The organism is Streptomyces sp. NPDC060205 (assembly GCF_042728395.1).
Classification (GTDB): domain Bacteria; phylum Actinomycetota; class Actinomycetes; order Streptomycetales; family Streptomycetaceae; genus Streptomyces.
The window spans coordinates 1-16,696 of record NZ_JBHWZP010000208.1 but is presented as its reverse complement, the minus strand read 5'-3'; the positions used below and the strand labels follow the sequence as shown (position 1 = coordinate 16,696).

At 71.2% G+C, this 16,696-nt stretch carries 16 protein-coding genes; 6 read left to right on the top strand and 10 right to left on the bottom strand.

What is annotated here, in order from left to right:
- Positions 1-45: 45 nt before the first annotated feature.
- From ACFWGJ_RS29620 to ACFWGJ_RS29590, 7 genes are all read right to left on the bottom strand, one after another.
- On the bottom strand, positions 46-828 hold the full coding sequence (locus ACFWGJ_RS29620) for an ABC transporter ATP-binding protein (RefSeq protein ID WP_387330685.1): 783 nt from the start codon (positions 826-828) through the stop codon (positions 46-48).
- Entirely contained in the window at positions 821-1,750 is a 930-nt protein-coding gene (locus ACFWGJ_RS29615; protein WP_387330682.1) for an ABC transporter permease, read from the bottom strand. Before ACFWGJ_RS29615 ends, ACFWGJ_RS29620 begins: the two co-directional genes overlap by 8 nt.
- Before the next feature lie 96 nt (positions 1,751-1,846).
- Entirely contained in the window at positions 1,847-2,701 is an 855-nt protein-coding gene (locus tag ACFWGJ_RS29610) for a glycosyltransferase family 2 protein (protein ID WP_387330694.1), read from the bottom strand.
- 35 nt (positions 2,702-2,736) lie between these two features.
- Positions 2,737-3,516, bottom strand: coding sequence for a CDP-alcohol phosphatidyltransferase family protein (locus ACFWGJ_RS29605; protein WP_107019959.1), 780 nt, complete (start codon positions 3,514-3,516; stop codon positions 2,737-2,739).
- Entirely contained in the window at positions 3,494-4,555 is a 1,062-nt protein-coding gene (locus tag ACFWGJ_RS29600; RefSeq protein WP_107019960.1) for an iron-containing alcohol dehydrogenase family protein, read from the bottom strand. The genes ACFWGJ_RS29605 and ACFWGJ_RS29600 overlap by 23 nt, the downstream gene beginning before the upstream one ends.
- The gene (locus ACFWGJ_RS29595; protein ID WP_210887711.1) at positions 4,543-5,295 is read right to left on the bottom strand and encodes a sugar phosphate nucleotidyltransferase; all 753 of its coding nucleotides are present in this window, start codon (positions 5,293-5,295) and stop codon (positions 4,543-4,545) included. The genes ACFWGJ_RS29600 and ACFWGJ_RS29595 overlap by 13 nt, the downstream gene beginning before the upstream one ends.
- Positions 5,292-7,103: a DUF5941 domain-containing protein gene (locus ACFWGJ_RS29590; protein WP_387330691.1), complete on the bottom strand. Its 1,812-nt coding sequence runs from the start codon at positions 7,101-7,103 to the stop codon at positions 5,292-5,294. Before ACFWGJ_RS29590 ends, ACFWGJ_RS29595 begins: the two co-directional genes overlap by 4 nt.
- A 308-nt stretch (positions 7,104-7,411) precedes the next feature.
- On the opposite strand from ACFWGJ_RS29590, the gene galE reads away from it, so the two are divergent.
- Together galE and idi are read left to right on the top strand one after the other, a co-directional pair.
- Complete coding sequence (gene galE / locus ACFWGJ_RS29585) at positions 7,412-8,389, top strand: UDP-glucose 4-epimerase GalE (protein ID WP_387330677.1); 978 nt, start codon at positions 7,412-7,414, stop codon at positions 8,387-8,389.
- Positions 8,390-8,732: 343 nt separating this feature from the next.
- Complete coding sequence (gene idi / locus ACFWGJ_RS29580) at positions 8,733-9,326, top strand: isopentenyl-diphosphate Delta-isomerase (RefSeq protein WP_210887717.1); 594 nt, start codon at positions 8,733-8,735, stop codon at positions 9,324-9,326.
- A gap of 24 nt (positions 9,327-9,350) precedes the next feature.
- On the opposite strand, the gene ACFWGJ_RS29575 is transcribed toward idi, so the two are convergent.
- Positions 9,351-9,860: an ATP-binding protein gene (locus ACFWGJ_RS29575; RefSeq protein WP_387330688.1), complete on the bottom strand. Its 510-nt coding sequence runs from the start codon at positions 9,858-9,860 to the stop codon at positions 9,351-9,353.
- A 244-nt stretch (positions 9,861-10,104) separates the two neighbouring features.
- Here ACFWGJ_RS29575 and ACFWGJ_RS29570 point away from each other — a divergent pair, with 244 nt between their 5' ends.
- On the top strand, positions 10,105-10,890 hold the full coding sequence (locus ACFWGJ_RS29570; RefSeq protein WP_387330673.1) for an enoyl-CoA hydratase/isomerase family protein: 786 nt from the start codon (positions 10,105-10,107) through the stop codon (positions 10,888-10,890).
- Here ACFWGJ_RS29570 and ACFWGJ_RS29565 read toward each other — a convergent pair.
- Both ACFWGJ_RS29565 and ACFWGJ_RS29560 read right to left on the bottom strand, forming a co-directional pair.
- The gene (locus ACFWGJ_RS29565; protein ID WP_387330670.1) at positions 10,877-11,512 is read right to left on the bottom strand and encodes a DJ-1/PfpI family protein; all 636 of its coding nucleotides are present in this window, start codon (positions 11,510-11,512) and stop codon (positions 10,877-10,879) included. The two genes, ACFWGJ_RS29570 and ACFWGJ_RS29565, sit on opposite strands and share 14 nt — an antisense overlap.
- A 280-nt stretch (positions 11,513-11,792) precedes the next feature.
- The gene (locus ACFWGJ_RS29560) at positions 11,793-12,761 is read right to left on the bottom strand and encodes a GlxA family transcriptional regulator (protein ID WP_387330667.1); all 969 of its coding nucleotides are present in this window, start codon (positions 12,759-12,761) and stop codon (positions 11,793-11,795) included.
- A 144-nt stretch (positions 12,762-12,905) separates the two neighbouring features.
- On the opposite strand from ACFWGJ_RS29560, the gene ACFWGJ_RS29555 reads away from it, so the two are divergent.
- The 3 genes from ACFWGJ_RS29555 (at position 12,906) to ACFWGJ_RS29545 (ending at position 16,583) form a co-directional block, all read left to right on the top strand.
- Entirely contained in the window at positions 12,906-13,772 is an 867-nt protein-coding gene (locus ACFWGJ_RS29555) for a hypothetical protein (protein ID WP_387330664.1), read from the top strand.
- Positions 13,773-13,880: 108 nt separating this feature from the next.
- Positions 13,881-14,024, top strand: a complete 144-nt coding sequence (locus ACFWGJ_RS29550; RefSeq protein WP_387330661.1) for an LPFR motif small protein — start codon at positions 13,881-13,883, stop codon at positions 14,022-14,024.
- Between the two features lie 171 nt (positions 14,025-14,195).
- Positions 14,196-16,583 carry a Tex family protein gene (locus tag ACFWGJ_RS29545; protein ID WP_387330658.1) on the top strand — a complete coding sequence of 796 codons (2,388 nt, stop codon included), beginning with the start codon at positions 14,196-14,198 and terminating at the stop codon, positions 16,581-16,583.
- Positions 16,584-16,696 lie beyond the last annotated feature (113 nt).

Below are 16,696 nucleotides of genomic sequence, written 5' to 3'. Positions count from 1 at the left end.
GGAACCGTTCCGGCGGGGCCCTGCGTGGTTCTTCTACGACCCGGGCTACTTGCCCGTGAACTTCTCGTACTCCTTGAGGACCTCGTCGGTCGGTCCGTCCAGGCGCAGCTCGCCGCGTTCCAGCCACAGGACGCGGTCGCACGTGTCACGGATGGACTTGTTGTTGTGGCTGACGAGGAAGACCGTGCCGGCCTCCTTGCGGAGCTCCCGGATCCGGGCCTCGGAGCGCTTCTGGAACTTGCGGTCGCCGGTCGCCAGGGCCTCGTCGATCATGAGGACGTCGTGGTCCTTGGCGGCCGCGATGGAGAAGCGCAGCCGGGCGGCCATGCCGGAGGAGTAGGTGCGCATCGGCAGGGTGATGAAGTCGCCCTTCTCGTTGATGCCCGAGAAGTCGACGATGTCCTGGTAGCGCTCCTTGATCTGCTCGCGCGTCATGCCCATGGCGAGTCCGCCGAGGATGACGTTCCGCTCGCCCGTGAGGTCGTTCATCAGGGCCGCGTTGACGCCGAGGAGCGAGGGCTGGCCGTCGGTGTAGACGTGCCCCTTCTCCGCGGGGAGCAGTCCGGCGATGGCCCTCAGCAGGGTCGACTTGCCGGAGCCGTTGGATCCGATGAGGCCGATGGCCTCACCGCGGTAGGACTTGAAGGAGACACCGCGCACGGCGTGCACCTTGCGGACGCCCCGCTCCTCGCCGCGCCGGAGTATGCGGCTGAGGGCGGAGGTGGCGCTGCCCTTGCCGGTCTTGGCGCCGTTGACGCGGTAGACGATGTGCAGCTCGTCCGCGATGACGGTCGGGATCAGGGGGTTCCTGTCGTTCTGCTCAGCCACGGCCGTAACGCTCCTCAGCCTTCCAGAAGTACACGAATCCGCCGACGGCGACGAGGACGGCCCAGCCGCCCGCGACCGCCCACACGTGCGGCGGCAGGTTCTCGGAGCCGTAGCCGTCGATGAGCGCGAAGCGCATCAGGTCCATGTAGATGGCCGCCGGGTTCCACTGGAGGACGTCGGCGATCCACTTGGGGTGCTCGTCGAGCATCACGGGGATCGAGAACATGACACCGGACGCGTACATCCACGTACGCATCACGAACGGCATGAGCTGGGCCAGGTCCGGGGTCTTGGCGCCCATCCTGGCCATGATCATCGCAAGGCCGGTGTTGAAGAGGAACTGCAACACCAGGATCGGGACGATCAGCAGCCAGGACAGCTGGGGGTAGCTGCCGAAGCCGACCGCCACCACGAAGAGCACGATCATCGAGAAGAGCAGCTGCTGGAGCTGCTGCAGCGAGAACGAGATCGGCAGCGCGGCGCGCGGGAAGTGCAGCGCCCGTACGAGTCCGAGGTTCCCGGAGATCGCGCGCACGCCCGCCATCACCGAGCTCTGGGTGAAGGTGAAGACGAAGACGCCCGTCACCAGGAACGGGATGTAGACCTCCCGCTCCATGCCGCGGTCGGCCTTCAGGATCAGGCCGAAGATCAGGAAGTACACGGCCGCGTTCAGCAGCGGTGTGGCCACCTGCCACAGCTGGCCGAGCTTGGCCTGGCTGTACTGGGCGGTGAGCTTCGCCTGCGAGAAGGCGAGGATGAAGTGACGCCGTCCCCAGAGCTGACGGACGTACTCGACGAGTCCGGGCCGGGCGCCGCTGACGGCCAGCCCGTACTTGGCGGCGAGGTCCGCCGCGGAGAGCCCTTCATCGGGGGACGGGGGGGCGCTCACCGCGACGCCGCCGTCATGCGTTGTCTCACTCACAGGGAAACTTTCGTCCTCAAGGTGCGCGGCCTGGTAGGGCGTAGGCCAAAGACAGGGACCGGGGTACGGCCCGAATGCTCTCAGATATCGAGCGTCTCAGATGACGGGTGGTCGGCCCAGACGGGTCAGGCGCCATACCGTACGCCACTTCATGGGGCGCCGGGGGCCGCACGGGCTGGTCCAGCCCTCCTTGAAACCGCCGAACCAGGCCTTCAGGGCCGGGCGCGAGGGCCGACGGGCGAGCGTGAGCAGCATCCACACGCCGAGGTACACGGGGACCAGCGGCGCCGGCAGGTTGCGACGGGCGAGCCAGACGCGGTTGCGGGCGACCATCCGGTGGTAGACCGCGTGCCGCGAGGGTGCGGTCGTGGGGTGGTTGAGGACCATGTCCGAGCGGTAGTCGATCATCCAGCCCGCGTCGAGGGCCCGCCAGGCGAGGTCGGTCTCCTCGTGGGCGTAGAAGAACTCCTCGGGGAGCCCGCCGACCTCGGCGAGCACCTTCGTCCGGACGGCGTTGGCGCCGCCGAGGAAGGTGGTGACGCGGGAGTCGCGCATCGGGTCGGAGGCGCGCAGCCGGGGCACGTGGCGGCGCTGGGTGACGCCGGTCTCCGGGTCCGCGATGCGGAAGCTGATGATGCCCAGTTCCGGGTCGGCCGCGAATGCCTGCCGGCACAGTTCGGCGGTGTCGTGGCGGGCCAGGAGGCCGTCGTCGTCCAGGAAGAGCAGCACGTCCACGTCGGTGCCGCCGGGGCCGAACGCCTCGATGCCGACGTTGCGGCCGCCCGGGATGCCGAGGTTCTCCGGCAGCTCGACCGTACGGACACCGGGTATGGATCCCGTGACGTCCGGGACGGGCGAGCCGTTGCCGACCACGACCACCTCGACCGGGTCGCCGTCCTGCTTGGCGACCGAGTCGAGGAGGGCGCGGAGTTCGTCGGGGCGGTTGCCCATGGTGATGATCACCGCGCCGACCTTCGTGGCCGTACTCACTTCAGCCTGCTCGAAGCGAGGATGGACACCAGGTGCAGCACGGTCTGCAGCATCGCGATGCCGGCCAGGACCGCGACGCCGAGCCGCGAGAAGAACAGGTCGTCCCGGACCGTGTCGAGGACCGCGAGGACCAGGATCAGCAGGGAGGCCTCGATGCCGAGGACGAGCCGGTGGAACTTGAGCGCGCCCGCGGCCCGGCGGGCCAGCGCCATGCCGGAGGAGCGCGGCTCGGACGCCGACTCCTGGACCGGCGCCTTGCCGGTCTGGTGGCGGGCGACCCCGACGAGGTCGGTCTCGGACTTGATCAGGACGGCGCCGAGAGCGGCGAGCGTACCGAGGAAGGCCCACAGCCAGTCGATGCGGCCGGTGCCCCACAGGTCCGCCGCGCGCAGGCCGAAGCCGACCAGGACCGCGGCGTCGCACAGGTAGGCGGCGACACGGTCGACGTACACACCGGTCATCGAGTACTGCTTGCGCCAGCGGGCGATCTCGCCGTCGACGCAGTCGAACAGCAGGTACAGCTGGACCATCAGTACGCCGAGCAGGGCGCCCGGGATGCCGGGCACCAGCAGGGCCGGGGCGGCGAGTACGCCGAAGACGGTCATCACGTAGGTCAGCTGGTTGGGCGTGACCTTGGTGTTCACCAGGTGCCGGTCGATGCGCAGCGAGATCTCGCGCATGTAGAGCCGGCCTCCCCAGTGCTCGCCGCTCCGCCGGTCCTTGACACCCGGGGGGTGCACGACCGGGCGGAGCTCAGCTACCGATGGCTTTTGCATAGTCGGCGTATGCGTCCCTGATCTGGTCGGTGGAGAGGTCGAGGTGTTCGAGGATCGTGTAGCGGCCCGGCCTGGTCGACGGAGCGAACTCCACGACCTGGACGAACTCGTCCGGGGTGAAGCCGATCTCCTCCGGCAGCACGGGCAGCCCGTGGCGCCGCAGGACTTCGGCCATGTACGCCGACTCCTCGCGGGCACCGCGCAGGTGCATCGCGAAGGCCGCGCCCAGGCCGCACTGCTCGCCGTGGCTGGCGGCCCGCTTGGGGAAGAGCAGGTCGAAGCCGTGGTTGATCTCGTGGCAGGCGCCGGACGCCGGACGGGAGTCGCCCGCGACCGACATGGAGATGCCGGTGAGGACCAGGCCCTCGGCGAGCACCTGGAGGAAGCCGTCGTCGCCGACGCCGCCCGGGTGCCGCAGCACGGCCTCGCCGGCCTGGCGGGCCATCGCGGCGGCGAGGCCGTCGATCTGCTCGCCCTTCTCCCGGTTGGCCAGCTCCCAGTCCGCGACCGCGGAGATGTTGGACAGGGCGTCGCCGATGCCGGAGCGCACGAAGCGGACCGGGGCCTCCCGGATCACGTCGAGGTCGATGACCACGGCGATCGGGTTCGGCACACCGTACGAGCCGCGGCCCGCGTCGTTGTCGAGGGTCGCGACCGGGGAGCACAGACCGTCGTGCGAGAGGTTCGTCGCGACGGCGACCAGCGGAAGGCCGATCCGGGCCGCGGCGAACTTCGCGCAGTCGATGATCTTGCCGCCGCCGAGGCCCACGACCGCGTCGTAACGCCCCTTCTTCATGGCGTCACCGAGCTTGATCGCCTCGTCCAGCGTGCCGCCGCCGACCTCGAACCAGTCGGCGCCCGGCATCGCCGGGGTCAGCCGCTCGCGCAGCTTGGCGCCCGAGCCGCCGCTGATGGCGACGGCCAGCTTGCCGGAGTGCGAGATGCGCTGGTCGGCGAGGACCGCGGAGAGGTCGTCCAGGGCACCCGGACGGATGTCGACGACGACCGGCGAGGGGATGAGCCTCGTCAGTACTGGCACGCGATCACGCGTCCCTTGGCGAGGTCCTCGTGGTTGTCGATCTCGACCCACTTGACGTCGCCGATGGGGGCCACGTCGATCCGGAAGCCGCGGTTCACGAGCTCCTGGTAGCCGTGCTCGTAGAACTGCTGCGGGTCCGTCTCGAAGACCGTCTTGAGGGCGTCGGCCAGCTCGTCGGCGGCGTCGCCCTCGATGAGGGTCACGCCGATGTACTCACCGGTCGCCTCGGCGGGGTCCATCAGCTTGGTGATCTTCGTCATGCCGCCCTCGGGGCCGACGACGACCTTCATCTCCTCGTCGGCGAGGGACTTCACCGTGTCGAGGGCGAGGATGATCTTCTTGCCGTCGCCGCGGGCGGCGAGCAGGGTCTTCTCGACGGAGACCGGGTGCACGGTGTCGCCGTTGGCGAGGATCACCGAGTGCTTGATCGCGTCACGGCCGCACCACAGGGAGTAGGCGTTGTTCCACTCCTCGGCCTTGTCGTTGTCGATCAGCGTGATCTTGACGCCGTACTTCTGCTCCAGCGCCTCGCGGCGCTCATAGACGGCTTCCTTGCGGTAACCGACGATGATCGCGACCTCGGTCAGACCGATCTCGGCGAAGTTGCCGAGGGTGAGGTCGAGCACCGTGATGCTGTCCTCGTCGCCTTCGGGTCCCACCGGCACCAGAGCCTTGGGCAGGGTGTCGGTGTAGGGGCGCAGACGCCGTCCGGCGCCGGCAGCCAGCACGAGGCCGATCATGCGGGTTCTCCTTCATCGTGTACGGCGGGTGCGCCGCGCCTGTGGGCGGTCACCCAGTAGCGGATGCTCTCGAAGAGCACCACCAGAGCCACGGCCACGGCGAGTGCCGTGAGCGCGACCTTGAAATCTTCTGCGGCGAGCAGCGCGGCCAGGACGGTGACCAGCAGCGTCCTGCCTTCGTGCCCGCCGATCGCCCGCACCAGCCAGTGCGGCGGCGCGCCGGCGTTGCCGCGGATGCGGTACACCGTGTCGTAGTGATGGTAGGCGACGGCCGCCACCAGCCCGAAAGCTGCCGGAAGGGCGCCGTTCACATCGGCTTTGGCCGCCAGGATCAGTACGGTGCCGTATTCGGCTGCGCGCAGCAGCGGCGGCACCAGCCAGTCCAGGGCTCCCCTGAGAGGCTGCGCCACGGCGGCACCCGAGGTGAGCACGTACAGCGCGGCTGCGAGGACGGGCCACCAGCTGCCGTAGCCGGCGGTCCACGCCGCGGCGACAAGAAGCGCGGCGCCCGGCAGCACGATCAGCAGACGCGAGCCGGCCGGCGGGCGGGCGGGCAACTTGCGCAGCGCGGCGGCGCACACCTCGGCGAGCGGACCCGAGTCGGTGAGGTCGGCGAGTGCCTGGGTGGCCCGGTCCGTGCGCTGCGCCTTGCGGGTCACCGAGCGCAGCACCCGGCCCGCCGTGGTGTAGCAGGCGGCGAAAGCGCAGCCGATCAGCAGCACGTAGAAGGTGATACGGGGCGTCGTGAGCGCAGTAAGTACTGCGACCATCGCCCAGCGCTCGCCGATGGGCAGGACGATCATGCGGCGCAGCCAGACCGTCCAGCCGACGCTGTCGAGCTTGCCCGAAAGGGCCGCGGTGGGGCTGGTGTTGGCCGCCGCGCTGTCGACGTTCGCCTCGTTGAAGGAGAAGTCGACGACGTGCCTGCAGGTCTGCAGGACCATCGCGGCGAGGGCCAGCGCCCATACGTCGTCGCCGCCCCGGGCCGCCCCGAGGGCGAGGCCCGCGTAGTAGGCGTACTCCTTGGCGCGGTCGAAGGTCGCGTCGAGCCAGGCGCCGAGTGTGGAGTACTGCAGGGAGTACCGGGCGAGCTGGCCGTCCGTGCAGTCGAGCACGAAGGAGAAGAGGAGCAGCAGCCCCGCGGCGGCGAAACCGGCCCGGGTGCCCGTCGCCGCGCAGCCGGCCGCGATCAGCGCGGTGATCAGCGACGCCGTGGTGACCTGGTTCGGGGTCATCCCGCGGCGGGCGCACCAGCGGGCGATGTAGCGGGAGTACGGACTGATGCAGTACGTGGTGAAGAAGCCGTCACGGGACTTCACGGCCGTACGCAGCCGGATCGCCTCGTCGTCCACGGAGGCGACGGACTGCCGGGCCTCGTTGCGGGCCTGCGGGTCCCTGGGTACCTCGGCGACGAGTTCGCCCAGCTCGGGGCGGTGCAGATCGGTGTCGAGGGCCTCCGCGACGCGGTCGGCGACGATGCCGACCACCACGGAGCCGTTCGACGCCTCCGAGGACGCGATGCCCAGCGCGCGGGCCAGCGCCGGACGCGCCCCGGACTTGGCGGTGACGGCGCCGGGGATCGCGGCGGCGTCGAAGCGGGGGTCGGTCAGGCCGAGCCGCAGCGCGTGGACGTGGCCCACGAAGCGGGCGTCGACGACGGCCACCCGCTGGTCCGCGGGGACGGCGGCGAGGAGCGTCTCGGCGTCGGCCGCGTCGGTGGCGGCCCGCACGTCGAAGCCGAGGGACCGCAGATCGCCTTCGAGCGACGATCCGGGGACCGGCTGACCGGTGAGGATGGCGGTCGACAGGACGAACTCACTCCTCTGGGTTCCGGCGTGCACGACGCCGGGCAGGTGCGTGGTGGGGGTGCGCCCTGGGACGGCCGGGCGGCATGTCGGCAGAGGCTATCGGATGATGGGAAGCGGCCGTTCACCGCCCGTTCACGGTCCGATCAACACGTTCTGATCGGTACGTCCTCGGCGATCATCATCGTGGATTCGGGCCCCGGCCCACAAACCACGGCCCATTCCGACGCAATTCAGGGCATGGCTTCCGCACCCTGTGTTCGGAGCACATGTGCGTCCCCACCATGCGGACCGGCATAGGGTGGGCGTCCATGACATGGCTGATCACAGGCGGGGCTGGATACATCGGGGCGCACGTGGCGCGTGCCATGACCGAGGCCGGGGAGCGCGTGCTCGCGCTCGACGATCTCTCGGCGGGCGTTCCCGCGCGGCTGCCCGCCGGCATTGCGCTCGTGCAGGGCTCGTCGCTGGACGGGGAGTTGCTCAAGCGGGTGCTCGCCGAGCACGCGGTGACGGGTGTGGTGCACCTGGCCGCGCGCAAGCAGGTCGGTGAGTCCGTGGACCAGCCCACGCGCTACTACCAGGAGAACCTCGGCGGGCTCGCCACGCTCCTGGACGCCGTCGCCGGGGCGGGGGTGCGGCGGTTCGTCTTCTCCTCCTCCGCGGCCGTGTACGGCAACCCGGATGTGGACCTCATCACGGAGGACACCCCGTGTGCCCCGATGAGCCCCTACGGCGAGACGAAGCTCGCGGGTGAGTGGCTGGTACGGGCCGCCGGCCGCGCCCACGGCATCGACACCGTGTGCCTGCGCTACTTCAACGTGGCAGGCGCCGCCGCCCCCGAGCTGGCGGACACCGGTGTCTTCAACGTGGTGCCGATGGTCTTCGACCGGCTCACCCGCGACGAGGCTCCCCGGATCTTCGGCGACGACTATCCGACGCCGGACGGCACCTGCGTACGCGACTACATCCATGTCGCCGACCTCGCCGAGGCGCATCTCGCGGCGGCCCGGCGGCTGGCCTCCTCGGACACCCCGGGCGGTGCGGGCGATCTGACGGTGAACATCGGCCGCGGTGAGGGCGTCTCGGTGCGTGAACTGCTGACGCTCATCGGCGAGGTCACCGGCGACACCCGTCCCGTGCTCGTCGAGCCGCGCCGCCCGGGTGACGCGCCGCGCGCGGTCGCCTCGGCCGCGCTGGCCGCCGGGGAACTGGGCTGGACCGCCCGGCGCGGGGTGCGCGAGATGGTCGAGTCGGCGTGGCAGGGCTGGCAGCTGCATCACGCGTGACGATCCGGATCACCCATGACGATCCGGCGTACGTCCGGTGGTGGAGGCGCCGCGCACGGGTGCGGGCCGGTCGGCGGGCGCGGGGCACCGGATCCGGCGCTACGGCGTTCGAACCGGCCACCCCCTGCGGGTGAAAGGGCGAATACTCCCGTTCTGGACGGTTCTGTACCGGTAGCGGCGGGAACGATGAGGTGTCCGGCCCCTTTCGGCGTCCGGCCGGCACCGGGCGCGATGTCCGGTTCGGCCGCGCGGCGGAACCGGACGTGCGGGACCCCGCGTGGTGCCGGGAGTGCCGGTTCGGTACGGCAGACTTGGGGCTTGAAGACCGATGCGAAGGACGGGTATGCCGATCACTCCTGCCACCGCGACGCACAGTTCGTCGAACGGCAACGCTGAAGCCATCTTGCTCGAACTGGTCGACGAGGACGGCACCACGATCGGCACGGCGGAGAAGCTCACGGCCCATCAGCCACCCGGGCAGCTGCACCGGGCGTTCTCCGTCTTCCTCTTCGACGAGCGGGGGCGGCTGCTGCTGCAGCAGCGGGCGCTGGGCAAGTACCACTCCCCCGGTGTCTGGTCCAACACGTGCTGCGGCCACCCGTACCCCGGCGAGGCGCCCTTCGCGGCGGCCGCGCGGCGCACGTTCGAGGAGCTGGGGGTCTCCCCGTCGCTCCTCGCCGAGGCGGGCACGGTCCGCTACAACCACCCGGACCCGGACTCGGGACTGGTGGAGCAGGAGTTCAACCACCTGTTCGTCGGGATGGTGCAGTCGGCTCTGCGGCCCGACCCCGAGGAGGTCGGGTCGACGGTCTTCGTGAGTGCGGGGGAGCTGGCCGAGCGGCATGCGAAGGACCCGTTCTCGGCGTGGTTCATGACCGTGCTGGACTCGGCCCGGCCGGCGATCAGGGAACTGACGGGCGACTCCGCGGGCTGGTGACCCCCGGACCGCCCGGGCGACGGTTCAGACCGCCCGGGCGACGGTGAGGGGCAGCGCCGACCAGATCACTTTGCCCCCCGTCGCCGTGTGCTCCACGTCGCACACCCCGCCCGCCTCGCGGGTGATCTCCCGCACGAGGAGGAGGCCGCGGCCACCGGTCTGGCCGTGGTCGGCCTCCAGGGCCGTCGGACGGTAGGGGTGGTTGTCCTCGACGGAGACCCGTACCCACTCGGCCCCGACGGCGACCTCCACGCCGAGCATCGGGGAGAGCAGGGCCGCGTGCCGCACCGCGTTGGTCACCAGCTCGGAGACGATCAGAAGCAGCCCCTCGACGATGTCGTCCGAGACCGGGACGCCCTGGCGGGCCAGCAGGTCACGGACGGCGTGCCGTGCCTGCGGTACGGAGGAGTCGACGGCGGGAGCGGTGAACCGCCAGACTCCCTCGTACGGCAGTGGGCCGGGCGGTCTCTCCTCGGAGGGCGCCTCCCCGCCGCCGTCAGGACGTGGGCCGGGCCCCCGCCCCTGGTCGTCCATCGTCCGGTCGCCGCCCTTGCGCTCGATTGTCACCACACGTCGAGTGTTGATAACGCGCTGGTCCGTACCGGATAACTGAACAGAAGTCAGCGACTATCGACGCCTTCTGATCGCCGACGCGTGTCACCGGCAGCCGTATGACCGTTCCTGTCCGTCCTGTGCCGGATCGGGAACTCTTCGGGTTGTACGGGTTTGGCTCGGCCCGCGAGCGGCCACGCGGCACCCGACCCCGTAGCATCCGGCCATGGAGCCGCAGCTGTTGCACAGCGTCACCGACGGGGTCGCCACCGTCGTCGTCCACCACCCCGCCAAGCGCAACGCCATGACGGCGGACATGTGGCGGGCGCTGCCGCCCCTGCTCGACACCCTGGCCGACGACCCGGCCGTCCGCGTGCTCGTGCTCACCGGCGAGGGCGGGACGTTCTGCGCCGGGGCCGACATCTCCTCACTGCGGGGGTCGGCCGCGGAGGCGCAGGGCCTCGCCGTGCGCGCGGAGGACGCGCTGGCCGCCTTCCCCAAGCCGACGATCGCCGCCGTACGCGGCTACTGCGTGGGCGGCGGGTGTCAGCTCGCCGCGGCGTGCGATGTGCGGTTCACGGACGAGCGGGCCTCGTTCGGGATCACTCCGGCGAAACTGGGCATCGTCTACCCGGCCTCCTCCACGCGGCGGTTGGTGTCCCTGGTGGGGCCCGCGACCGCCAAGTACCTGCTGTTCTCGGGCGAGTTGATCGACGCGGCGCGGGCCCTGCGTACCGGGCTGGTGGACGAGGTGCTGCCCGACGGTGAACTGGACGGGCGCGTCGCGGAGTTCGCCCGGATCCTCGTGTCCCGCTCACAGCTGACTCAGGCGGCGGCGAAGGAGTTCGCCGACGGCCGCACCGACCGGGACGGGTACTGGGCGCGGCAGGCGCGCGAGGGGGACGACACCGCGGAGGGGGTCGCCGCCTTCCTGGAGCGCCGGCCTCCGGAGTTCACGTGGACCACGTCCCTGCCCGGAGGGATCGAGGGATCAGCCGCTAGGAGAGGATGAAGCGGCTGCGGGAGCGGAGCTGTTCGACCAGGTGGGCGGGGGCCTTCTGCGGGGAGCCCGCGTCGTAGGGCGGCCGGGGGTCGTACTCCACCGCCAGCTGCACCGCCTGCGCGTGCTCGTCGCCCGCGATCCTGCCGAGCAGGGTGAGGCCCATGTCGATGCCGGACGAGACGCCGGCGGCCGTCACGTACTTGCCGTCGGTGACGACCCGCTCCCCCGTCGGCTCGGCGCCGAAGCGCTCCAGGTGGTCGAGGGCCAGCCAGTGCGAGGTCGCGCGGCGGCCCCTCAGCAGTCCGGCCGCGGCCAGCAGGAGTGAGCCCGTGCACACGGACGTCGTCCAGGTGCTGGTCGTGTCGGCCGTGCGCAGCCAGTCGAGGAGCGCCTCGTTCTCCATCTGCGGGGTCTGGCCCGGGCCTCCCGCGACCACCACGATGTCCGGGTGCGGGACCTCGGAGAGGGCCTTGTCGGCGGTGATGGCGAGGTTGCCGGTGTCGGTGCGGACGGGGCCGCGGTGCTCGGCGACGAAGACGGTTTCCGCTTCGGGGAGGCGGCCGAGGGTTTCGTAGGGGCCCACTGCGTCCAGGGCCGTGAAGCGGTCGAAGATGACGATGGCGATCTGCATGGCGTGCCCTTCGTTTGTGCGGGTTTTTTTGGCGGGGGGGCTGAGGTAGCGAGTGACGTGCGGGTTCGGTGGGGGCTTGTCGCGCAGTTCCCCGCGCCCCTTAAGCGCGGGCTGCGGTTCGGGGTGATGTGCCGGTTCGGTGGGGGCTTGTCGCGCAGTTCCCCGCGCCCCTTGAACGCGGGCTGCGGTTCGAGGTGATGTGGCGGCCCGGTGGAGGCTGATCGCGCCGTTCCCCGCGCCCCCGAAGGGCGCCCCGAGGGGGCGCCCACCGGGAGGCCGTTCACCGGGCGGGTGTCGGGTGGAAGCGGCGGCGGTATTCCGTCGGGGCCGTGCCCAGGGTCTTCACGAAGGCTCTGCGCATCGCCTCGGGGGTGCCGTAGCCGCTGGACCTCGCGATCTCCTCGACGCCGTCCGTGGTGTCCTCCAGGAGGCGGCGGGCGTGTTCGAGGCGGACCGAGTCGACGTAACGCCCGGGAGTCGTGCCCGTCTCGGCCTGGAAGGCGCGGGCGAAGTGGCGGGGCGACAGCCGGGCGCGGGCCGCGAGCCTCTCCACGCACAGGTCGTCGCCCGGGTGCTCGGTGATCCACTGCTGGACGTCCCTCAGGGGCGCCCGCCGGGCCGTCTGGGCGGACAGCTGGGCGCTGAACTGGGCCTGGTTCCCCGGGCGCCTGAGGAAGACCACGAGGTGGCGGGCCACGGCGAGCGCCGCATCCCGGCCGACGTCCTCCTCGACGAGCGCGAGGGCGAGGTCGATCCCGGCGGTGACCCCGGCCGAGGTGGCGACCCTGCCGTCGCGGACGTAGATCGGATCGGGGTCCACCTCGACGGCCGGGTGGTCGCGCGCCAGGCGCTCGCAGTACGCCCAGTGGGTCGTCACCCGGTGGCCGTCGAGCAGGCCCGCCCGGGCGAGCAGGATCGCCCCGGTGCAGACGGAGACAAGCCGCTCGGCGCGCGGACCGTGCTCGCGCAGCCAGTCGAGCACGCGCGGATCGGGGCCGCGCGAGCCCCGCCCGCCCGGGACGAGCAGGGTGTGCGGCGCGGGGGCGTCGACGAGCGCGTGGTCCGGGACCAGGGTCAGCCCGCTGGAGGTGCGCACCGGCCAGCCATCCAGTGAGGCGGTGTGGATGCGGTACGTCTCCCCGGGCGCGCCCGCCTGGAGGTCCGCACCCGCGAAGACCTCCACGGGGCCCGTGACGTCCAGGCTCTGGACGCCGTCGAAGAGGACGAGAAGGACGGTTCGGTGCGCCATGTGCCTGATTCTTCGCGGGAGCCCGGATGGCCGCAATGACGAGTAGCCCACCTTTCCTGCCATGCGGCTGCCTACGAGAGAGGGCAGGGCCGGATGGGTGCCCCACCATTCCATGCGTACCAACCAGTCGGTAACGTGCCGGGCATGACGACAGCCCTGCCGGAGCGTGCCGGACGCCGATGCCACAACGTCCTCAACCCGCTGCACTCGTGCCAGTACTTCTCACCCGAGCTCGGCGCGGAGATGGCCGCGGTGGGGGTGACGGACCGCAGCGCCGCCTACTTCGCGGCGCGTGCCGCGGCCATGGGGGCGGTGGGCCCGGGCACGGTCACGGCGACGTTCTACAACTTCCGCCACGAGCTGGTGGCGCGGCATGTGCCCGAGGTGTGGCGCATCGCCGCTCCGGAGGTGGTGCTCGCGGCACGCCTGCGTGTCGCGGACCGTCTGCTGCGACGGCTGCTCGGGGACGAGGTGATCGCCTCCAAGGAGGTCGCCGAGGCGGCGCAGCTCGCCCTGCGCGCCACGGAGGCGTGCACCAGGACCGCGCGCCCGCTGTACGCCGCCCACGCCGACCTGCCGGTGCCCGAGGAGCCGCACCTCGCGCTCTGGCACGCGGCCACGCTGCTGCGCGAGCACCGGGGCGACGGGCACCTCGCGGTGCTGCTCGCGGCGGAACTCGACCCTGTGGAGGCGCTGGTGAGCCACACCGCCACGGGCAAGGGCATGGCGCCGAAGTGGGTCCTGTCCTCCCGCGGCTGGCACCGAGAGGACTGGCACGCGGCCCAGGACCGGCTCCGGGAGCGGGGACTGCTCACCGCGGAGGGCGAGTTGACCGAGGCCGGTGTCGCCCTGCGCAAGGAGATCGAGGCGGACACCGACCGCCTGGACACGGCTCCGTACGAGCATCTGGGCACCGCCGGTGTCGAGCGCCTGACGGAGCTGGGTACGGGGCTGACGACGAAGGCGCTGGCCGCCGGCGCCTTCCCCGAGAGCGCGTTCGGAAAGGGCTGAACTCCCGCTTGTGTAAAGGCTTCTCAAAGTCCGCGGGGTTCGGATGCCGGATCCGAGGTACCCGTGCGTCTCCCGGCCGTACCGATCGGGAGACGAAAGGGGTAGCTCGTGTTCCGTGCCATCGCAGACGTGTTCCGGCAGATCGGCGGGGCCGTCGCCACCGTGGTGACGCTTCCGTTCCGGGCAGTGGCCCGGCTGTTCGGCGGCGCTTCCAGCTCCAGGCGCCGCGGCGGACGGACGCGCAGGGCCTGAACCGCAGAACGCTTCCGGAGCCGGACATGCCAAGGGCGTGTCCGGCTCCTCGCGTGTCCGGGCACGTCCGGCTCGCACTCCCGGCACGTCCGGTGCGCCCTTGATCCCCCGTTGTCGGTGCCACCTGCCACAATTGCCGCGCAACCTCAGTCAAGAAGGCGGTACGGGATCGTGACGACACCCCTCGTAGGGTCCATCGAAGGCAGGATCGCCGAGGAACTCGGCGTACGGGAGCGGCAGGTCAAGGCGGCCGTCGACTTGCTCGACGGCGGCTCGACGGTGCCCTTCATCGCCCGCTACCGCAAGGAAGCGACCGAGATGCTCGACGACGAGCAGCTGCGCACGCTCGAAGAGCGGCTGCGCTATCTTCGGGAGCTGGAGGAGCGGCGCTCGGCGATCCTCGACTCGGTGCGCGAGCAGGGCAAGCTCACCGACGAGCTGGCGGCGCGGATCCAGGGCGCGGAGACCAAGGCGCGGCTGGAGGACATCTACCTGCCGTTCAAGCCGAAGCGGCGCACGAAGGCGCAGATCGCCCGCGAGGCGGGCCTGGAGCCGCTCGCCGAGGGGCTTCTCAAGGACCCGTCCGTCGATCCCCTCGCCGCGGCCACGGCCTTCGTCGACGCCGGCAAGGGCGTCGCCGACCCGCAGGCGGCCCTCGACGGCGCCCGTTCGATCCTCACCGAGCGCTTCTCGGAGGACGCCGACCTGATCGGCGAACTGCGCGAGCGCATGTGGGTGCGCGGCCGGCTGGCCGCCAAGGTCAAGGACGGCAAGGAGGAGGCGGGCGCCAAGTTCGCCGACTACTTCGACTTCAGCGAGCCCTTCAAGGCGCTGCCCTCGCACCGCGTCCTCGCCATGCTGCGCGGCGAGAAGGAGGACGTTCTCGACCTCGTCCTGGAGCCCGAGGAGCCGTCCGAGCAGCCGGGCCCGTCCTCGTACGAGGGGATCGTCGCGCAGCGCTTCGGGATCGCCGACCGGGGGCGGCCGGGCGACAAGTGGCTGACGGACACGGTCCGCTGGGCCTGGCGCACCCGGCTGCTCGTCCATCTCGGCATCGACCTGCGGCTGCGGCTGCGCACGGCCGCCGAGGACGAGGCGGTCAACGTCTTCGCGACGAACCTGCGCGACCTGCTGCTGGCCGCCCCGGCGGGCACCCGCTCGACGCTGGGGCTCGACCCCGGCTTCCGTACGGGGGTGAAGGTGGCCGTGGTCGACGCGACCGGCAAGGCCGTCGCCACGGACGTCATCCACCCGCACGTCCCGGCGAACCGGTGGGACGAGGCCATCGCCAAGCTCGCCCGCCTCGCCAAGGAGCACGCGGTCGAGCTGATCGCCATCGGCAACGGCACGGCGTCCCGCGAGACGGACAAGCTCGCCGGTGAGCTCATCGCCAAGCACCCGGAGCTGAACCTCACGAAGGTGATGGTGTCCGAGGCCGGGGCGTCCGTGTACTCGGCGTCGGCGTTCGCCTCCCAGGAACTGCCCGGCATGGACGTCTCGCTGCGCGGCGCCGTCTCCATCGCACGGCGTCTGCAGGACCCGCTCGCCGAGCTGGTGAAGATCGACCCGAAGTCGATCGGTGTCGGCCAGTACCAGCACGACCTGTCCGAGGTGAAGCTCTCGCGCTCCCTCGACGCGGTCGTCGAGGACTGTGTGAACGGCGTCGGCGTGGACGTGAACACGGCGTCCACTCCCCTGCTCACCCGGGTCTCCGGCATCACCTCAGGGCTCGCCGAGAACATCGTGGCGCACCGCGACGCGAACGGCCCGTTCACCTCGCGCACCGCGCTGAAGAAGGTGGCGAGGCTCGGGCCCAAGGCGTACGAGCAGTGCGCGGGCTTCCTGCGGATCCGCGGCGGCGACGACCCGCTGGACGCGTCGAGCGTGCACCCCGAGGCGTACCCCGTGGTGCGCCGGATGGTGAAGACGGCGGGCAGCGGGGTCGGCTCGCTGATCGGCAACACGGGGGTGCTGCGCTCGCTGCGGCCGGACGACTTCGTGGACGAGAAGTTCGGTCTGCCGACGGTGACGGACATCCTGCGGGAGCTGGAGAAGCCGGGGCGCGACCCGCGACCCGCCTTCAAGACGGCGACCTTCAAGGACGGGGTCGAGAAGATCGCCGACCTGGAGCCGGGGATGGTGCTTGAGGGGGTCGTCACGAACGTGGCCGCGTTCGGGGCGTTCGTGGACGTCGGTGTGCACCAGGACGGACTCGTGCATGTCTCCGCGATGTCGAAGACCTTCGTGAAGGATCCTCGGGACGTGGTGAAGTCCGGGGACATCGTGAAGGTCAAGGTGCTTGAGGTCGACATTCCGCGGAAGCGGATCTCTTTGACCTTGCGACTGGACGACGATGCCTCGGCGGCTGCGCAGGAGGGTGGCTCCGGGCGGCCTCAGCGCGGTGGCGGGCGACCGCCTCAGCAGCGGGGCCGTTCCGGCGGCGGGAAGGGCGGGGGTTCGCGTCAGGCTGCCGCGCCCGCGCCCGGGAACAGTGCGATGGCTGACGCCTTGCGGCGGGCGGGGCTCGCCGACCCGAAGGGTCGGAACGGGCGGGGCTGAGTTCTGGGCCGCCGGGCCCGCGCCGTTGTGACGTGCGGGTCCGGTGGGGGCTGGCCGCGCAGTTCCCCGCGCCCCTAAAGGGCGAAAAACAGGGGCGCAGCCCCGTTTTTAGG